15 protein-coding genes are annotated in these 17,357 nt (G+C 32.6%); 3 read left to right on the top strand and 12 right to left on the bottom strand.

The features are described from left to right. Nucleotides 1–12: 12 nt before the first annotated feature. From M3600_RS13475 to M3600_RS13445, 7 genes are all read right to left on the bottom strand, one after another. Nucleotides 13–1,944, bottom strand: a complete 1,932-nt coding sequence (locus tag M3600_RS13475; protein ID WP_251646392.1) for a BglG family transcription antiterminator — start codon at nucleotides 1,942–1,944, stop codon at nucleotides 13–15. 110 nt (nucleotides 1,945–2,054) lie between these two features. Then, on the bottom strand, nucleotides 2,055–2,855 hold the full coding sequence (locus tag M3600_RS13470) for an SDR family oxidoreductase (protein WP_251646390.1): 801 nt from the start codon (nucleotides 2,853–2,855) through the stop codon (nucleotides 2,055–2,057). 568 nt (nucleotides 2,856–3,423) lie between these two features. Next, nucleotides 3,424–4,173 carry a tetratricopeptide repeat protein gene (locus M3600_RS13465; protein ID WP_251646388.1) on the bottom strand — a complete coding sequence of 250 codons (750 nt, stop codon included), beginning with the start codon at nucleotides 4,171–4,173 and terminating at the stop codon, nucleotides 3,424–3,426. 281 nt (nucleotides 4,174–4,454) lie between these two features. Next, nucleotides 4,455–6,905 (bottom strand): UvrD-helicase domain-containing protein, encoded by a 2,451-nt coding sequence (locus tag M3600_RS13460; RefSeq protein WP_251646386.1) that lies wholly within the window; start codon nucleotides 6,903–6,905, stop codon nucleotides 4,455–4,457. An 11-nt stretch (nucleotides 6,906–6,916) separates the two neighbouring features. After that, nucleotides 6,917–7,441: a YecA family protein gene (locus tag M3600_RS13455; protein ID WP_251646383.1), complete on the bottom strand. Its 525-nt coding sequence runs from the start codon at nucleotides 7,439–7,441 to the stop codon at nucleotides 6,917–6,919. A gap of 36 nt (nucleotides 7,442–7,477) precedes the next feature. After that, nucleotides 7,478–8,476, bottom strand: coding sequence for a DNA-processing protein DprA (locus tag M3600_RS13450; protein WP_251646381.1), 999 nt, complete (start codon nucleotides 8,474–8,476; stop codon nucleotides 7,478–7,480). A 14-nt stretch (nucleotides 8,477–8,490) separates the two neighbouring features. Beyond that, nucleotides 8,491–10,200, bottom strand: a complete 1,710-nt coding sequence (locus M3600_RS13445) for an HAD-IA family hydrolase (protein ID WP_251646380.1) — start codon at nucleotides 10,198–10,200, stop codon at nucleotides 8,491–8,493. A 534-nt stretch (nucleotides 10,201–10,734) separates the two neighbouring features. Between M3600_RS13445 and M3600_RS13440 the strand changes: the two genes are divergently transcribed. Next, entirely contained in the window at nucleotides 10,735–11,265 is a 531-nt protein-coding gene (locus M3600_RS13440; RefSeq protein WP_251646379.1) for a hypothetical protein, read from the top strand. 631 nt (nucleotides 11,266–11,896) lie between these two features. Here the strand turns inward: M3600_RS13440 and M3600_RS13435 are convergent. The 5 genes from M3600_RS13435 to M3600_RS13415 form a co-directional block, all read right to left on the bottom strand. Continuing rightward, nucleotides 11,897–12,154 carry a hypothetical protein gene (locus M3600_RS13435; protein ID WP_251646378.1) on the bottom strand — a complete coding sequence of 86 codons (258 nt, stop codon included), beginning with the start codon at nucleotides 12,152–12,154 and terminating at the stop codon, nucleotides 11,897–11,899. Between the two features lie 9 nt (nucleotides 12,155–12,163). Beyond that, nucleotides 12,164–13,768, bottom strand: coding sequence for a hypothetical protein (locus tag M3600_RS13430; RefSeq protein WP_251646377.1), 1,605 nt, complete (start codon nucleotides 13,766–13,768; stop codon nucleotides 12,164–12,166). 186 nt (nucleotides 13,769–13,954) lie between these two features. Continuing rightward, a complete protein-coding gene (locus tag M3600_RS13425; RefSeq protein WP_251646376.1) occupies nucleotides 13,955–14,251 on the bottom strand; it encodes a hypothetical protein in 297 nt (98 codons plus the stop codon). Nucleotides 14,252–14,327: 76 nt separating this feature from the next. After that, complete coding sequence (locus tag M3600_RS13420; protein ID WP_251646375.1) at nucleotides 14,328–14,579, bottom strand: hypothetical protein; 252 nt, start codon at nucleotides 14,577–14,579, stop codon at nucleotides 14,328–14,330. 14 nt (nucleotides 14,580–14,593) lie between these two features. Then, on the bottom strand, nucleotides 14,594–14,890 hold the full coding sequence (locus M3600_RS13415) for a hypothetical protein (RefSeq protein ID WP_251646374.1): 297 nt from the start codon (nucleotides 14,888–14,890) through the stop codon (nucleotides 14,594–14,596). Between the two features lie 131 nt (nucleotides 14,891–15,021). Here M3600_RS13415 and M3600_RS13410 point away from each other — a divergent pair, with 131 nt between their 5' ends. Both M3600_RS13410 and M3600_RS13405 read left to right on the top strand, forming a co-directional pair. Next, on the top strand, nucleotides 15,022–15,390 hold the full coding sequence (locus M3600_RS13410) for a helix-turn-helix domain-containing protein (protein ID WP_251646372.1): 369 nt from the start codon (nucleotides 15,022–15,024) through the stop codon (nucleotides 15,388–15,390). 347 nt (nucleotides 15,391–15,737) lie between these two features. Beyond that, a complete protein-coding gene (locus tag M3600_RS13405) occupies nucleotides 15,738–17,354 on the top strand; it encodes a YfjI family protein (protein ID WP_251646370.1) in 1,617 nt (538 codons plus the stop codon). Nucleotides 17,355–17,357: the final 3 nt, after the last annotated feature.

Below are 17,357 nucleotides of genomic sequence, written 5' to 3'. Positions count from 1 at the left end.
ATTGCATAACGATTAACTAAACTTACTAATCTTTTTTAAACATTCTGATACATCCTCATAATTTGCTGCACTAGCTAGCTGGTTTATCACCTTTTCGTCATTTGCTATTCGAATAATTTCATCATAAACACTCACTAGCTGATGTTCGGTCATTTCAGATTGTGGTTCTGGAATGCCTAATAAGAAAATAAGTTTTATATCTTTTCCATCAGAGATTACTGTATCGGGGAAAACTCCTAGTGCCAGCTTAATTTGATCAGATTGATAATTAAAGGTATGTGGTATTGCAATGTAACGATCAAATACCATTGATCCTTTTTTCTCTCTTTCCTTAAGTCGGTTTATGAACTCATGATCCAAGTGTCCGGTCTTAACCAGTTCATCCACCATCGTGTATAAGTTATCATGATAATCAACCTTACTATTTAAAAGGAAGAAGCTTTCTTTGCTTATTAAATGATTTAAAATGGATGAATGCGAATTAGAATCAGCCTTTATCCTAAACGCTTGCATATATGCTACTTCGTCTATTTTTCGAGAAATAGCTTGTTCATCAAAGATTTCATTTATCAAAATAACCGGTTTGCTAGTTTGAATAGAAAGTTTTACTGTAGAAAAGATAATATCAAACTCATTTAGAAGTTCTTTTGTTACCTCTGTTTCTGAGAAAAGTTTTAATTCTGTCTCTTTATTGAGGATGCGCTGCAGCTGATTGGAGACTAGCTTAGCTGTTCCTCTTCCTGTTCCACAGATAACTGCTGCTTTTCTAATGCTTTTAACCTTCACTTCACTCTGCGAAATGAACACCCCAAAATAGAAAGCGATGTAACCGAGTTCATCATCTGAAACATCTAAATCATATTCCTTGTTAATGATGTCCCCTGCAATCTTTGCCATTTGAAAAGCTACTGGATACTTTTCTTTGACATCCATTAACATCGGATTTTCTATTCGCAAACCAAACATTAATCGGTTAATCATAAATGTTAAATGATATTGCAAATCGATAAAGAATGATTCATTTTCTTCGATAATATCTTTTTTGAAGCCAATATTTTCGACAATTAACTCTAGTAATATCTTAATCTCACCTGGTATTGCAATATTTTCTATTGAGCGATTATTTGTTGGCGTCCTTCTCCCCGCGATTGGAATAGTAATGAAAATTATCTCACTTTCCGGGATTGTGATTGGAAGACATTTTTCAATGACGGCGGCAATCTCTAAACCGATTTGATAATCATGCGTATGCTTGAGCTTTAAATGACTGTCCTTTACTTTTTTTAATGGTTGATTTTTCAACAGTCGATCGAGCATTACTATTACAAATTCCATCAATCGCTTTTGTGTACTAGATTCGAAATCGTGGCGGGCAGCAATTGTTGTTATTTCTTCTTCGATGTCTTGATCTAATGGATAGGACCTGTAAATCATTTCAAAGACATTATTGATGATAAAAAAGCGAATATCCAGCTCGACACCATCTAAGCTAATTCCTGTATTTGGTTTACCATGAATTTTAAGATTATAGGCTTCCAACGATACAGAAGCTTTTTTCAATTCATTTACGAGTGTGGTTCGGCTTATATTCATCTCGTAAGCCAGCTCATCTAAAGTGATTATGACCTCATTATTAATAAGCCTTTCAATGATATAAGCTATACGGCGCTTCGATGAATCCATTAAATTTTTTTTAGAGCTGATGTGATTCATTAGAAGGTCAAAGCTAGATTGATCTTGTATGGATAACCAGAAGCCTTTGCCTCTTTTGTTATCAAGACATGCAATGCCCTCTAATTCCTCATTTACCTTCTTGATATAGTTTCGGACAGATCTAGTTCCTACTCCTAAAGCTTCTGCTAAAAACTCTAAAGAGCTATAGTCTCTTTGTTGCGATAATTCTATAATCTGAATTACTTTATCCTCTAATGTAAAGTCAGACATTCTACCACCTCTTTGCTAAATGAATGCCAAAACAGCAGGTTAGAAAAACTTAAAGTGAATGACAGTCAACCTCGTTTTAAACAATCATTAAAGGCATTCTGACTTCACTGTTAACCTCTAGATTTTCCTCCTGAAATATTCAATGTTGTACCCGTGATATAGCTGGAACGATCGGAAGCTAAATAGGTTACCAAATCGCCAATCTCTGTTAGTTTGCCTTCTCTTCCAAGAGGAATGGATTTGCTGTAATCTGTGGATAATCCATCTACAGTAACGCCGCGAGTGTATGCTAACGCTTCATTATAAGCATCTGTTCTTAAACCTGTTGTTTCAATGATACCGGGAGCAATACCAACAACTCGGATATTAAACTTTCCAAGTTCCTTTGCCCATGCACGAGTGAAAGAAATAACGGCACCTTTTGTAGCAGAGTAACAGCTTTGCCCAGCAGAACCTTCTTGACCAGCTTCAGACGAAACGTTAATAATGACACCTTTCTTTTCCTTTAACATTTCCTTAGCAGCAGCTTGAGCAAAAAGATAAGGACCTTTTTGATTTACTGCTACCATAAAGTCAAAATCACCCTCGCTCAATTCATACTCCGGTCTTTCCCCTTTATCATCCACTAACAATCTTGGCAAGTTAACACCAGCATTATTTACTAAGATATCTACAGTGCCAAACATTTCAACTGTTTTAGAAACAGTTTTATCAACACTTTCTTTATTTGTCACATCACATTTTAGAAAATAAGAACCATCTTCTCTAGCTCCTTCTTCTCCATTTAAATCTGCAACTACAACTTTAACTCCATTATTTAAAAGTCCCTTCGTAATTTCCAAACCAATACCAGAGGCACCGCCTGTTACGATCGCAACTTTTCCTTTTAAATTTAACCATGTATCACTCATTAGTAATTCCTCCTCCACATTTGTGTTTTGAAAGCACTTTCTATCACTGATTTCAGTATAGGAGGAATACTAAAATAATTTAATACAGACTTTTTCACACAAAAGTGAAAAAGTCTGTATTATTACTCTGTTTAATTAAATACATGGTTAATTAGGCATTTTGTTAGTGAAACAATACTTAAAATAAACCCTACAATCGCAAATTATTTTACGAAAGCAGGGTCTGATTTGCTTTATGTGATTGTTATTTTAATACGAGCTGTGCCACACATTCAACGTGTGTGGAGTACTGACGGTAGATTAAAACACAAAAATTAATGAGATGTAGTGGTGCATCTTTATTGTTAATTTGCTTTATTCATAATGACTTAATAAAATAAAATAAATTAATTTAATTCAACTAAGCTGATTTTAGTTTTAAGGATAACGACTTAGGACTTTTTTATATTAATTTCTGAAATTTAAACCTATTATATTAACTCAAATTAGTTCAAATACATACGGTACTACCTTTAAAATTATTATTTTATTTTCCCCGCACTTTAAAATACTTCAAAATAAATATTAATTAACTGTAAAGCATAGATAGTGCTTGTATTGCTCCTGTATTCCCTTGATTCGCCGCTTCTTTCCACCACTTCTCCGCTAATAGTGGATTTTTAGCAACACCTCGTCCATTTATATAAGATAATCCTAAATTAAATTGTGCTTCTGAATTCCCTTTCTCTGCTGCAATCTTAAACCATTCAACTGCTTTTTTATAGTTTAAATCACAACCAGTTCCAGTAGCATAGAATGACCCTAAAAGGCTTTGAGCTTTCATATTGTCCCTCTCCGCCTCCTTAACCAAGATATTAAACGCTTTTCTTGGATCTTTTTTTGTTCCTATCCCCCTTACTAATAAGTCTACCAAACTGACATTGGCATCCTGATCTCCACTTTTAGCAGCTAATGAGATATATTTAAATGCTTTATCAACGCTTTTCTTTACCCCTACACCTTCAAAATACATAGTTCCTAAAATATATTGTGCTGAAGCAATTTCTTGCATTGCAGCCTGCTCCATATATTTAAATGCTTTATTTAAGTCTTTTTCAACATTAATTCCAAATCTATATAACAATGATAAAACTATTTGGCAGTTCCCGTTATTGTCTGTATCAGCTACAAATTTTAGGTAATCAATTTGTGTATGATTTAATGTTTCAAGCGTGAGACCCTCAGTATCAGTTAACTCTAAGTATCTATTTAAAATGCTTAATAGAGGATTAGCTTTAGTTTTGATATCTTTTTTAATTTCTTTATTTACTTTATTCATAACGACTCCCCCATTATATATTGTTATTTAAATTTAAAAGCTAAAATAAAATAAGTATATTTTGTGTTAAAATACTGAATATATTTTTCTTTGATACAGTTTAAATAATATATAATTTTGTTCTTTTATTCTAACTGCAAATTGCTTATATGGAATAAGCTTTGAGTAATTACATTTTTCTAAATCATTCAACGAAGCAATCGTTACATTTAAAACATTTTAATATTTTCAGATGAATACGATGTTAAACAATTGTAGTAACACTAATTGTTTATTGTACGCTAACTAAAGATATCATCTAAAAAATCTTTAGCGCTTTTTTTCTGATTTGCTTTTTCTCGATGAATATCTACATTAAATGTTTCTAGCAAGCCTTGCCATTCATATCGGTTCTGATCAAAGCTATGAAAACTTTCCTTAGTAGAATGCTGCTCGAATAAACTAGTAGCTTTAACGGTCACTTTGTTATTGTTAAAAAGCATCAATAGATCTCTGGATTGAGTATCATCCACTGTAAACAATTCATAAATATGAATAGGTTCATTACCTTTATAAAAACATCCTGAAATAAATAACGTTTGTTTTAATGCATAATCATAATCAATTAACGAATAAATCTCATTCCCTTGCTCTTTAACACTAGAACTTGGTGATAAATAATGCTGACGATACAAAATTTGTCCGTCCATTTTTGTTACAAAATAAGAAATATTTCCAACCATTCTTATCCCATATTCTTCTTCTAACACTGTTAAGCATTTAACTAATTGATTTGCATCATCAATATGCCATCCAAACTTCAAAATTGCTTCGTACTCTTGTAAATGGTCATAATTTTTCGTACGTGCTAGTAAGTTATTACATTGTTGGATTTCTTCATTTTCCCCGGCTTTCGTAAAGGCATCAATTGCTTGCTCATATTTTCCTAATAGTTTTAATTGAAATCCTTCTTGTAACCATTCTTCCTTCGATGTTTCTGTAGCTGGTTCACATAAGAGTGAATCTAAACTTGTTTGTTCTAGATATGGCATTTGTACATTTAATAGGCCACTTGTTTCCACTTCAATAAAACAAAGCTGTTCAATAGCTCTTGAAGCTGCTAAATATAGTTGATTAAGATACACACTATTTAGTTGTGCATGTTTCCTCGGTGTTTCTTTTAACTTCAGATGTTTATCACTAAATTTCATTATATTAATGCAAAATACATTTTCATACTGTAGTCCTTGTACCTCATCAATTATAAAAATTCGGTCAAAACCATATTGTTTTATTTTTTGTTTTTCGTTTACATTCGCTACAATCACAATTGCATTGGCGTTTTGATTTATGTGGGTAGCCAAGCTTTGCAACTTTATCGGATTAATGATTACTTTTGGTATGTTGCTTTCACGAACAGCTACTTCTTTTTCAGGAATTATTGAGGGATGATATGACTGTTTTAATTGTTTAATTTCATTTAATAGTTTGACAGTGTTAGAACCCGACCTGAAGTTTTTCGAAATTGATATAATTTCGTAAGGCCAAGCTTTTTCTGCTAGATGTTGTTTTAGTTGCTCAATAGAAAACTTATAATTCTGCAACACTTGATAGTAATCACCAAAAACCATTAATTGATTCGGTCCATTTGCCAAATGGGTAATACTGTCTAATTGTTTTTGGGTTAACTCCTGCATTTCATCAACAATTAAACTGATATACTGTCCTTTATTCTTCAATACCATAGTTGCAAGATCATTTAAATCAACGTATTTATTAGTTTGTAGCCATTGCTGATAAAGACTTACTATGAAATACACAAACTTTTTCTCTGTAATGGATAAAACAGACGAGCTAACTAAATATTCATCTAAGCTAAGTAATTCTTTCTGTTTGGCCTCCCCCTTTATCACTGTATTAATTTCTAGAAAGACTGCTTGTGGGGTTAAAGCAATTTGCTCATTTTGTAATCTATTTTGCTCATACCATTTTATAAAGTCTTGTAAACTTACAACTGTAAACTTTCTTTGTAAAACACGTTCATATAGTTGCTGTAACGAACAAAACGAGATGTGTTCGGGCTTGCTTATATAAGAAAAAAATGTTTCCTTCACTGTATTCATTAAATATGATGAATGACTTACATATATCGTTGGAATAGCCAGTTCTTCGTTTAGGAGTAATTTTCGTAATCCAATACTTGTTTTCCCACTTCCGGCACATCCATGTATTACTACGACCTTTTCCAAAAATGTAAGACATTCAAATTGTTCTCGTGTTAATACGTTAGATGTATGCAACAATGGATTTTCAATCAATAAGGAAATATATTCTTCATCTAATACATCTTGTTGCTCAATTACATACAATTTCGAGAGCAATTCTTGTGTTGCATACTGATCAATTTTGATGTCAATGTCTTCATCTGCATATTCTGCCATGTTAATTTCATACGCTTCTAAATCCACATCCTGAAATGATCGAGCAGAACGTACTTGATCATCATGCGTTTCATAGCTCAAGAAGTTGATAGTTCCATCAGATTCGCCAAAACGAAATAAAATACGGTCTCCACTATTAACACGAAACTTGTAAATATTCGTTCCAATAATTCTTCGAATCCAAAATCCTTTCGGGACATCTGAAAACACTTTGGATTTTGTTATAGCTTCAGCAAATTGATTCAATTTATTTTGGACAATTTTTCGCTTTTCTATTGGAACATGCTTGTAAAAGTCTTTTGCAATCTTCATATTATACCTTCTTATATCTCTACTTGTTCATTCATATAAGATATAGCTGATTGTACACATCTCTTATCATATTCAGTCATTTCAGACTCTTTTGCACGTTGTAATTGTAGTCGATAATATGGATCTACCATTTTACGATACGTTGCGACAATATGAGCCTCTTTTTCGCTTACATCCTGATCGATTAATGCATGTCCTAAATGACGCATTGTTTCTGTTTTGTCATAACCTAATTCCAAAGCTGTTTTAAATGATTTAACAGCAGCTTTATACTCTTCCTGAATATATAGTAATTTCCCTAAGTTATAGTAAGCAATAGAACGCTTTGGATATAACTGAATTGCTTTAATATAATATTTACGTGCTTGATCGTAATGTCCAGCACGTTTATACATAATACCTCTATCTAAAATAGCTACATAATTATCATCTTCAGTTATATTCATTGTCAGCTTTTGACTTTGACTTCCGTTCATACAGCATTTTTTATACTTTTTCCCTGATCCACATGTGCAGAGATCGTTTCGTCCTACCATTTTGAAAACCTCCTTATGATTTTTATTTATTACCCTCTATAAATCGAACATATTTAACTGTTCAATATTTTCTTCTAAAATTTGCTTTGATATTTTTTCTTCTTTTTCAAAACGCTCCTTGTGTTCCCTATCTAACCGTAATTTGTATTCCTTTAGCTCTTCATGAATAAATTCGTAAGACTCTTTATCTTTTAATACGGCAATTCCATTTTCAATCAATACAATATTACCTTGAACAGCATTCTCATGTTCATCTTGTTTTAAAGGAATGGGTGTAAACAAATAGCGTTTTTGTTTTCTTGCAAATTCAATGGTATGTTGAGTACCACTTTTTATTGGAGTTTGTACTGGACAAACGCCCAAAGATAATCCACTTTGAATGCGATCTCGCTTCACAAAATTGCCTCTAGTATTTGCCTGACCGATTGGGGTTTCAGAAAGCCATAATCCATTCCGTTCTAATATTTCCATTGCGAGTTTTTTATTTTTTGCCGGATAAATTTGCATTAAGTCCCCTGCCAAAACCGCAATAGTTTTGCCATTTTGTACTTTTAATGCTCCTTCATGACCAGCTGTATCTATACCTAATGCTAGCCCACTCACAATTGTATAGCCCATTGTAGCAAATGTCGCCGCAATCTTTCCTGCAGCCTTTATACCTATTGCAGTGGGTTCTCTAGTTCCAACAATGGCGATTGTATTTTCATCTTTTAATAATTCTAAATTCCCTTTTGCATATAAAATTGTTGGCGGATCTTCAATTAAGCGCAAATATTTAGGATACAATTCGCTAGAGATCGGTATAACCTCTATTTTTTTTTCTTCATGTGATTTAACTAAATTTTCAGCACGTTTCTTAGCAAATTCAATATTCTCAACTGTTAGCAATTTGATTAAACTTTTTTTATTAATAGTATTTATATGTTCATTGAGATTATCAAAATTTAACATTGGATAATTTTCATATAGTTCAATTACAGTTTTATTACCTACTCCCTTAATACAACTAATTGTTATCCAAAATAAATCATTCAAGTTTTTCACTCCTATTACGTTGCTAAACCTTGTTTTTTATAAATTATTTTTTCTAATACATTTGTCGAAATTACTGTATTAATGTCTAAATTCATCATTCTAGCATTATTTCCAGCTTCAATATCCGACAGTTGGTCTCCTATATTTAATACATATTCTGGATTAACCTTTAGTTTTAAAGCACATTTTAATAAAGGATCAGGAGAAGGTTTGCTCCTTAATGTATCTTTTGCTGCAACTAAATAATCAAATGGATATTGACAGGCTGATAACAACCTTATAGCGTAATTTCTAGGGGAGCTTGTAACTACCCCAATACGAATTCCTACATGTTTCAACCTCTTCAATAAACTAGGATCTATAATAATATGCCCTTTATTGATAAGAGATAAATTTTCAATACCTATATTTCTCTGTCTATAAAGTTCTAAATGATCCGTATGTATTAATGTATTATCTAAATCAAAAATAATTGCTTTCACTTCTTTTTTATCAGTATATTCCTGCGTCCAACCTAGTTTAGTAGACCAATAACCATGATATTCTAGGTATTCTTTGTTTACTAAATGAAAATCCCGATAATTATATACTCCATTATCATTTTTACTATACCAATATGCGCCTGAGTCATTATTTCGAAAACCTATAAAATACTCATTAGCTTCTGAATCAAAAATTACTGGCATAATAGATTGCTCGTGATAATTCACAACTTGAGTAAAAGCCAATGGTAAAATGGTAACTTTATTAGCACCAGCTTTATATAAAACTCTAGCACATTCAGCAGTAGTTGCTCCAGATGTAAAAACATCATCTATTAATAAAACATGCCCGGCAATTTTTCTTTTACATCCTATATTTCCATAAACACATTGATATTTATCTACAAATGTAGAATATTTTTTTGGAGATGGATAATCATTAATAGAAAACAATAAATCATACTCCAGATTTCTATTAGTACGAACAAAATTTTCTAAACCCATAAAACGGCTATTTTTATTGGGTCTTGGTGGTACAAATGTTATATGAGAAACTGTAGAATCATGCATTAAAGTACTATCTATCAATTGACCAAATGTTCTCTTGACTGCAGTAACACAACTTGATAAATTATTTTTAAACCCTATGATGGCCCTAGAAAGTGGATGATTATAATTTCGATTGTCTTTCAATGTAAAGTATCGTCCTGTAAAAATAACATCAGATTTGTAATTAGTATGGGGTATATGCATAATATTTGAATATCTAATTAAATTGGTTTGTGGCAACATAATATTCGGGAATCCTGTTTTTTCACTGGTGTAGGTTAATCTATAATTTGTATTATCTACAAAACTATTAAAAGTATTATAATTCCAAACTTCATCAGGCATATAGCCCCACTCTTTGTATGACTCCCAGTTGTCTGTCAATAAAACTGTATTGAAACCTAATTCTATCCACCTTCTAATATGCGCGATATTATTTGAAATTATTAATATACCTGATTGATCAGTATCCATATCATCAAAAATAATCTGGGTCATACTATCTACTGAATCCACAAAATTATAGTGTGACTCTGGCAATATTCCCTCTATGTAAATATTGCTTACATAAACAATACTCTTTTTTTGAGCCAATAATGATATTTGCGCTAAGAAACCTTCATTCGTATTCCAATTATCTGAACCAGTTAAATCTAATAATATTTGGAAGTCTGTACCACAATATAAAATCATTTAGTCAGCCCCTTATATTCCCCATATTAATGACTAAAACACTTTTTAGCAATATGACGCCGAAACTAATGGTCAATTGACTGTATTCTTAGTCTTATAATTTGGTATGTTGTTACTTTAGTTATCGGCAAAGAAATGAAATTAGTAAATATAAATTTACCAACAATAACCACAAATGCATTCTCAGTAATATCCTTTTAGGTATTATGATATGAAATTATGACAATTCCTTCAAATTAAGAGCTAAGTTTAGTATGGTAATTGAAGATGACTATATAAATCAGCAACTACTAAAATGGTTAGAAAACATACAGTATAAAAAAATTAAACACCTTTTAGCAGGAGCAAGTCTATTAACATGGAGGATTTCATTCTGTGATTTCTTTATCAAATGCTAGAAAAGAACACTAAATTAAACCCAACAATAGGAGCTTATGCTACAATACCCCTTTCAAGAAAATCTAGGAGGGGAAGCTATTTGTAACCGCTATAAATTTTAGCAAAATAAAATTCAATTTATTAATGAGGTATATCATGATTGTAATAGAAACTAATGTAAAAAGTATCGTGAAAGGTAAAACTTCTAAATTTACTGTTAGTTATATAGAAAACGACTCGAATTCAATAGTTAAGGAAATATTTATTCTGCACGTTTATAAAGGTCTACTTTCTATCGAATGGAATGGAAGAACAATTCATTTACAACCTATCACCGTAAACTGGGGTACTAGATGCTTTCAATTGAGAAATGTGCATAGGTTGGGAAAACCCGAATTAAAAGTCGAAGAAATTAAAGATAAGCTTAAAACATTAAAAGGAATAGAGAAAAAGGATTTTGCAATATACTGCTTAGAAATTCTAAAAATATACAAGTATATTGTAGAATTACTAGGTGAATATAAAATTGAAAGGTCAGATGACGAGTGGTCTAAACATACTTGTGTTCAACTTCGTACGCCCTACTCCACAATTGAGATTGGTTCGATACAAGGAAGTATGTCTGGACTAAATCCTTCTATTGATCGGATGCAAGACCTATTCATTAAAGAGTTAAATATTAAATAGCACTCTGCTACTAAGTAAATTAGCAGTACAAGAGCTAGTTATTAATATTAAAAAAGGCGAGTGCTATAAAATAGCCCTTATCGCACTTTGTTATATTTATTAAACTTTATCCGAGTACTATCATAGCCCATTTGGCAACCTCACTGCATTAAATAGTTATTTAGTGTAGTGAGTATATTTCTCTAGATGTTTTCATCCCAAGAAATTTCTAAATGCTCACTTCTTTAAATATACCTTTTTATCATTAAAAATAAATACTAATCTTGTATTTAACCATCAAAAAACAGACAGAATACAAATTTTCTGTCTGTTTTGTTCATTTATTGGAATTCTTAAATACTAGTAATACTGGATGCCTTTAACCACCTATAAAACTATAGAGCAATCTCTATCTAATTAATTTAATTTTGCTTGTATGTTTCAGTAATACACACCATACTAAAGAGCATTAATTCACTAGATTACCCTTTTTGATTAAGTCAAGGAGTCCATCAGCTCGCTTCTGAAACTCACTTATTTTTTCTTCTCTTACGCTTCTTCGTTCTTCCATTATTGTATTCATTGATTTACTTTGATCTATACTTCTTGGCCACTGATTAATATTAACTATCTTCTTGTACATCCCTACACATCACTTTCTAAAAAAAGTCTCACAGTTCTTAGGAATAACAAAAGCAGTGAACTCCTTACCGATTCCTTCATTCGGTTGATCTTTAATTGCTTGTATAAATGATGGGTTAGAAAATCCAAGAGGTACCGCAGACTTTCCCGTATATTCAGCAAGCTGCTGGTTTATATATTTCCCCTTACTTCTTCCGCAACTGCAACTCTTTTCTGACAGGTCTAGATTAAATATATCATTACATTCAAGGCACATTAGAAGCTTCATTTGCATCCCTCAATCTTTATTAGTGTTCTTTTCCTTATCAATCATTTCTTGAATGTGGGTTATTACTTTGGGATCTTTTCTATACTCTGTTATTTTTTCAGTTATTAGCTTGTTTTCAAACATGCCTCTTAACAGCCTATAGTTATTAGCTTTCATTTTAAAATTATAAGAGTCATCGAGTATTAGCTTTGCAAGTAACGTCATAATAAACTCTTCTTCCCGAATTCCTACAATCCATAGCCAAGCATCTTCTGTAAGAAACATCCGAAACTTTTCAGTAAGCATCTTTCCCAGTATTAGCTTCATCGATCCAATTTCATACCCATACAACCGTTCTTTAATTTCAGGATTTTTGGTTAAAAATTTTTCAATGCTATATGCTACTGTTTTTAAATGAAAGTCCTGCTCTTCGGAAAGCAAAACTGAATGATTATTAAAATAAAGAAAAGCATCTTCATTATCCAAAATACTACCTTCGCTTTCCTTCTCATTATTAAGAGCCAACATAGGAGCAATACTTCTATAGAATTCCTGAAGTTCTTCTTCTATCTTACTATTACCTTGTTGCAATAGAAGGCTCGCTTTATTATCCCATTCCGGAAAACAATTGATAAACTTCTCCATAACCTCATTTAAAGGTATATAGGTTTTAATTTCCCTGCCCGGAAATTTGATATCCATTACCATCATTCCAAATGTTCTTTCAACAATGGCTGGATGACCTTCAATTTTGCGAAAGGCTTCCAAAAAATCGTAGTTTTGTGGAGGGATACTTACCCAAGTAAGAGTAATTGCCCTTAACATTTCTTCAGGTTTATACTTGGGGCCACCTTCCTCCTTGCAAGCCATAGAAATCAAACTATTAATATCCCTAACTAGATTCAGATAATAGACTAAGAGCTTAACAGCTCCAATTTGTGTTGGAGAAGAGTACTTAACTAATTTTTCCTTAATCCACTTGTGGAAAGTTTCTTTATCAGAGTACGTATAAACTAGTTCTAAGATTTTTTCCTGATCTGCAATTGTCCATTTTTCAACCAATTCTATTTTTTCACTTTCATTTTTAGGAGAAAATCGGTTAAGCAACTGCCGTGGATCAACGCGTACCGGTAACTTTATTGGGGTTGAGAGATGAGTGTCTGCCCATTGTTTTGCTTTTACACACTGCAGATGGTCTATATCTCCACTTACACTAGCAAATTTGGGGAACCGGCTCTCAATTAGCATAGCTATGGCTAATATATAAAGATGGTATGGATATCCTTGAGTCTTAGCATTATAAACAACAACTGAGCTTTCGTATCCCTTTAAAATATCTGTTTCATTATTAGAAGCTGGCGTAGCCTCCCTATACATTTTAATATCAGAGTAAAGCCTGAAAGTTTCTGCAAATTTCTTACTGCCTAAGTTCCCACATGTTCTCCAATATCGAGAAGGCTCTTCATGTTCTTCGGATTTAACATATACAGGGATCTGAATATCAAATAACTTTTTTTCTCCTAACTCTGCAAAATCATAAACTTGCAGTAATTTCACTGTTTCTTTATAAACATTTATCCAATCATGTTGTGAAATCTGATGAGGAAGAATAGACAGACGAACATACGTACTCACCCAAAACCACACCCCTTTTTTCAGTTACAATTAAAAGAGAACTCTCTTCTCCTTTATTGCGATGTTTTAATATCGCAATAAAAAGGCTATCTCAACATTAATAAGATAACTTTTTGTTGTGTTCTAGAATTGCCTGCACAGCCCAGAATTATAAAAAGCTGCAAGCCCTATATTATTTGCACAATGTTACTCAATTGTATAAGTTTCTCTATTGGCTTTGTTATATACTCGTTGTACATCTTTCTTGGATTGTTCTACATATGACTTAATCATTGAATAATCGTTCGGGTTAGCATCTTCTACTTTCTCCAATGTTGCTCCTACACTTCCAGCCAAATATCCAGCTGCCCCCAGTATTGTTCGCAGTTCTTGTGTCACTTCTGAAGTTAATGCTTCATGAGCATTATTTTTCATAATGTTTTCATCTGCATCATCAACAATTGTTGCTAAATCTATTATCAATTTTCCTGAATATATCTGCACTTCAGATACCTCCCTCATATTACTATTTTATAGTCTTCCCTAGCGCTCACCTTTAATAGCGAATATACTGCTTTTTTCAGCTGTTATTTTCCCTCTCTATTCTCTTACCTGCCTTTATAAGTGACAGGTGAAAAATATCCTTTTTCTTGCAGTCTTCACTACTAGTAAAATTAAAAATAAAGTTATCCGTTACAACCTCGTACTTTGCTAGGACGGTTATTATATCATCTAAAAGTTCATCATAAATATCAGTACGAGGATCCTGAAATATTTCTGTAATTCTATATAAGTCGACTTGAATAAATCCTAAATGTTTAGAATATGCCAAAGATAAACCTCCCATTAAAACATTTTCTGCGGATTTACTAATGTGTTTATAGCAAACACAAGGGCATCATTAAAAGCAGTGCGATATGCTAATTTCGTTTGGATATGTACCTGCTCAAAAATGTTAGCTCTAATATCATCAATAAATTCATCTTTTTTTGTTTCATCCTCAAACTTCCCAAATTGGGCAAGTTTTTCATCTAGATCTTTATGAAGTAATTCTGAATACATCACATACTCATCACTTGTGATAATTTGTTCGAGCCTGTCTTCAATTAACCTATTCACAACCTTTTGAAATCCATCAATCATAAAAAAACCACCATCCTTTATTCTAATAAAGAATATATTCATAATTAGAATATAACACGATATATATTGATTGTAAAATTCAATAACGATACGATTACTAATAATGTTGTGTAGAAGGTTGGAATTGAAATATGAGTGATTTATTAATTGGAAGACTAATCAAGGAACTTAGAAAGAAAAATAATATGACAATGGTTGACTTCGCAAAAAAAATAAAAATATCACAACCGTCCTTATCTAAGATTGAATCAGGAAGACAAGAAGTAACGTTTTCCCTGTTGGAATCTATATGTAAGGAATTTGGAATTACAAGAAGTCAATTTTTTCAAATGCTTGAAAGGGATAATATATATCACCAAACTTCTTTGACTTTGAATTTCGAGGAATCTGTGGATGCAAACAAAGAAATTGAACATAAAATAGGAAAGTTAGTTTCAAAGATGACGTTTGAACAAAAAAGAGCATTGTTCATTTTTTTATTTTCCAATAGCAGGGAATAGTAATACTCTTCAAAACTTTAACTTTTTATATCAACAAGACCTAAATCAACGGAACCTCTTTATCCGTGATTCAGGTCTTTTTCTTTTGCAGCATTGTTCTATTCTATCCGCATCACTCCCATTGTTACCCAGCATTTAAGGTATTTAGGGTACTTTCGTAAATGTTACTCCCCCTAACTTCTCTCCTTGATAGACTTACTTTCAAGTGCAATTAGGGTACTTAGGACCCTTTTAGTGAAAAAAACTATATTTTTTTATAAAAGGGGTTCGAACGAAAAAAGACTGGTGGTATCGTATTACAGCTTCGGCAAACAATATATTACTATCAGAAAGGTACGGTTTAACTAATGAGAAAAGAAAACGTAGTAAAAAGCCAAAAAGAATATTTAACAGTCGATGAGAAGTTGGCTATGCAAGAAAACAGAAAGAAATCAGAAGGAAATACTGAACTCTTTAATGATGTCGTAAAGGCATTGGAGACAGACCGTGTAAGTAAACCATCTTTATCTGAAGAAGAAGAGTGGGCAATGCCTGTAACTTTTGATGAGTACGATACAATTCCATTTCCAATCGAAATTTTTCCAGCCACCATTCAAAAAATGGTGAAAGCAGTGGCTATCGATACTCAAACTCCAATCGATTTAGCGGCGATGGTTTGCATTGGAGTGTTATCGACTGCATTAAGTAAGAAATTCGCAATTGAACCAAAAGCCGGTTGGAAGGAACCATTAAATACGTATACAGCAACACTTTTACCTTCGGGATTAAGGAAATCAGCTATTTATAATGCTATGACGAAAGTTTTATATAAATATGCCCAAGAACTTTATGAAGAGATGGAACCAAAAATCGAAAAAAGGAAATTAATGAGGCAGGCTCTCGAAAAAAGGATTGATAAACTTCAAACCGATTATGCAAAAACGAATAATCCTGAATTACTACAAGAAATTGAAGCCATCAGCGACGAACTGCAAAAACATCCAGAGCTTTCAGCGCCTAAACTAACGGTCGATAATGAAACTTCCGAAAATTTGGTTATAGAATTAAAGAAGAATAACGGAAAAATTTCTATTATGTCCCCCGAAGGTGACTTATTTATTAAATTTAATGATCCAGCTGAAAAAGGAAAGCATGATGTTTATCTTAAAGGATATAGTGGAGATCACCTCCAAGTAGGCCGAGTTTCACGACCGGGGGAAATTTTAACTGAGCCGTTATTGACCATCTGCATCGTAGCGCAGCCAACAGTAGTTCAAAATTTCCCATCCTACGTCCATGAAAGAGGAATACCTGCAAGGTTTCTATTTTCTATGCCAAACGATAATCAGGGCTTCCGTGAGCCTTTTCCTCCTTCAACAGCAGTTGAAATTTCTAGGGCATATAAAGAATTGATTAGAAAGCTGCTGATGTTTACGCCGAACGAAACAATTTGCTTACGGTTAAGTGAAGACTCTATAAACATTTTAAAAGATTTCATTATGGATATTGAAAAAGAGTTCAGAGACAATGGCATTTTCGAAGGTCATCTAAGGTTTTGGGGAAGTAAATTGGTTGGCCAGATTTTACGGGTAGCTGGGTTATTGCATGTTGCTCATTCAGCTGATTCTTCTAATCTGGAGGAAATAACATCCGAAGTCAGTCTGGACATTTGCAAAAAGGCCTTTTTGCTAAAAGATTACTTCATTACTCATGCACAAAAGGTATTTGGGGTGATGAAACGCAATGATACATTCAATGACGCAATTTATTTACGTGATAAAATCTTAAATGAGAAAAAACTAGTAGTCGATAAACAGACAATTCATCAGAAGACGAAAAAGAGAATTCAAGGCAAAGACCGGTTTTCACGTGCTTATGACCTGCTTGAATATCACTCTTACATTAAACAAGTGAAAGGCGGTAAATACGGAAACAAGGGAATGATCCTAGTAAATCCTGCTCTATTGAAAAATGATAGCAATTAAGGT

It is taken from the genome of Niallia sp. MER 6 (genome assembly GCF_023714395.1).
Classification (GTDB): Bacteria; Bacillota; Bacilli; order Bacillales; family Cytobacillaceae; genus Niallia.
This window is presented reverse-complemented; position numbering and strand designations above follow the sequence as displayed.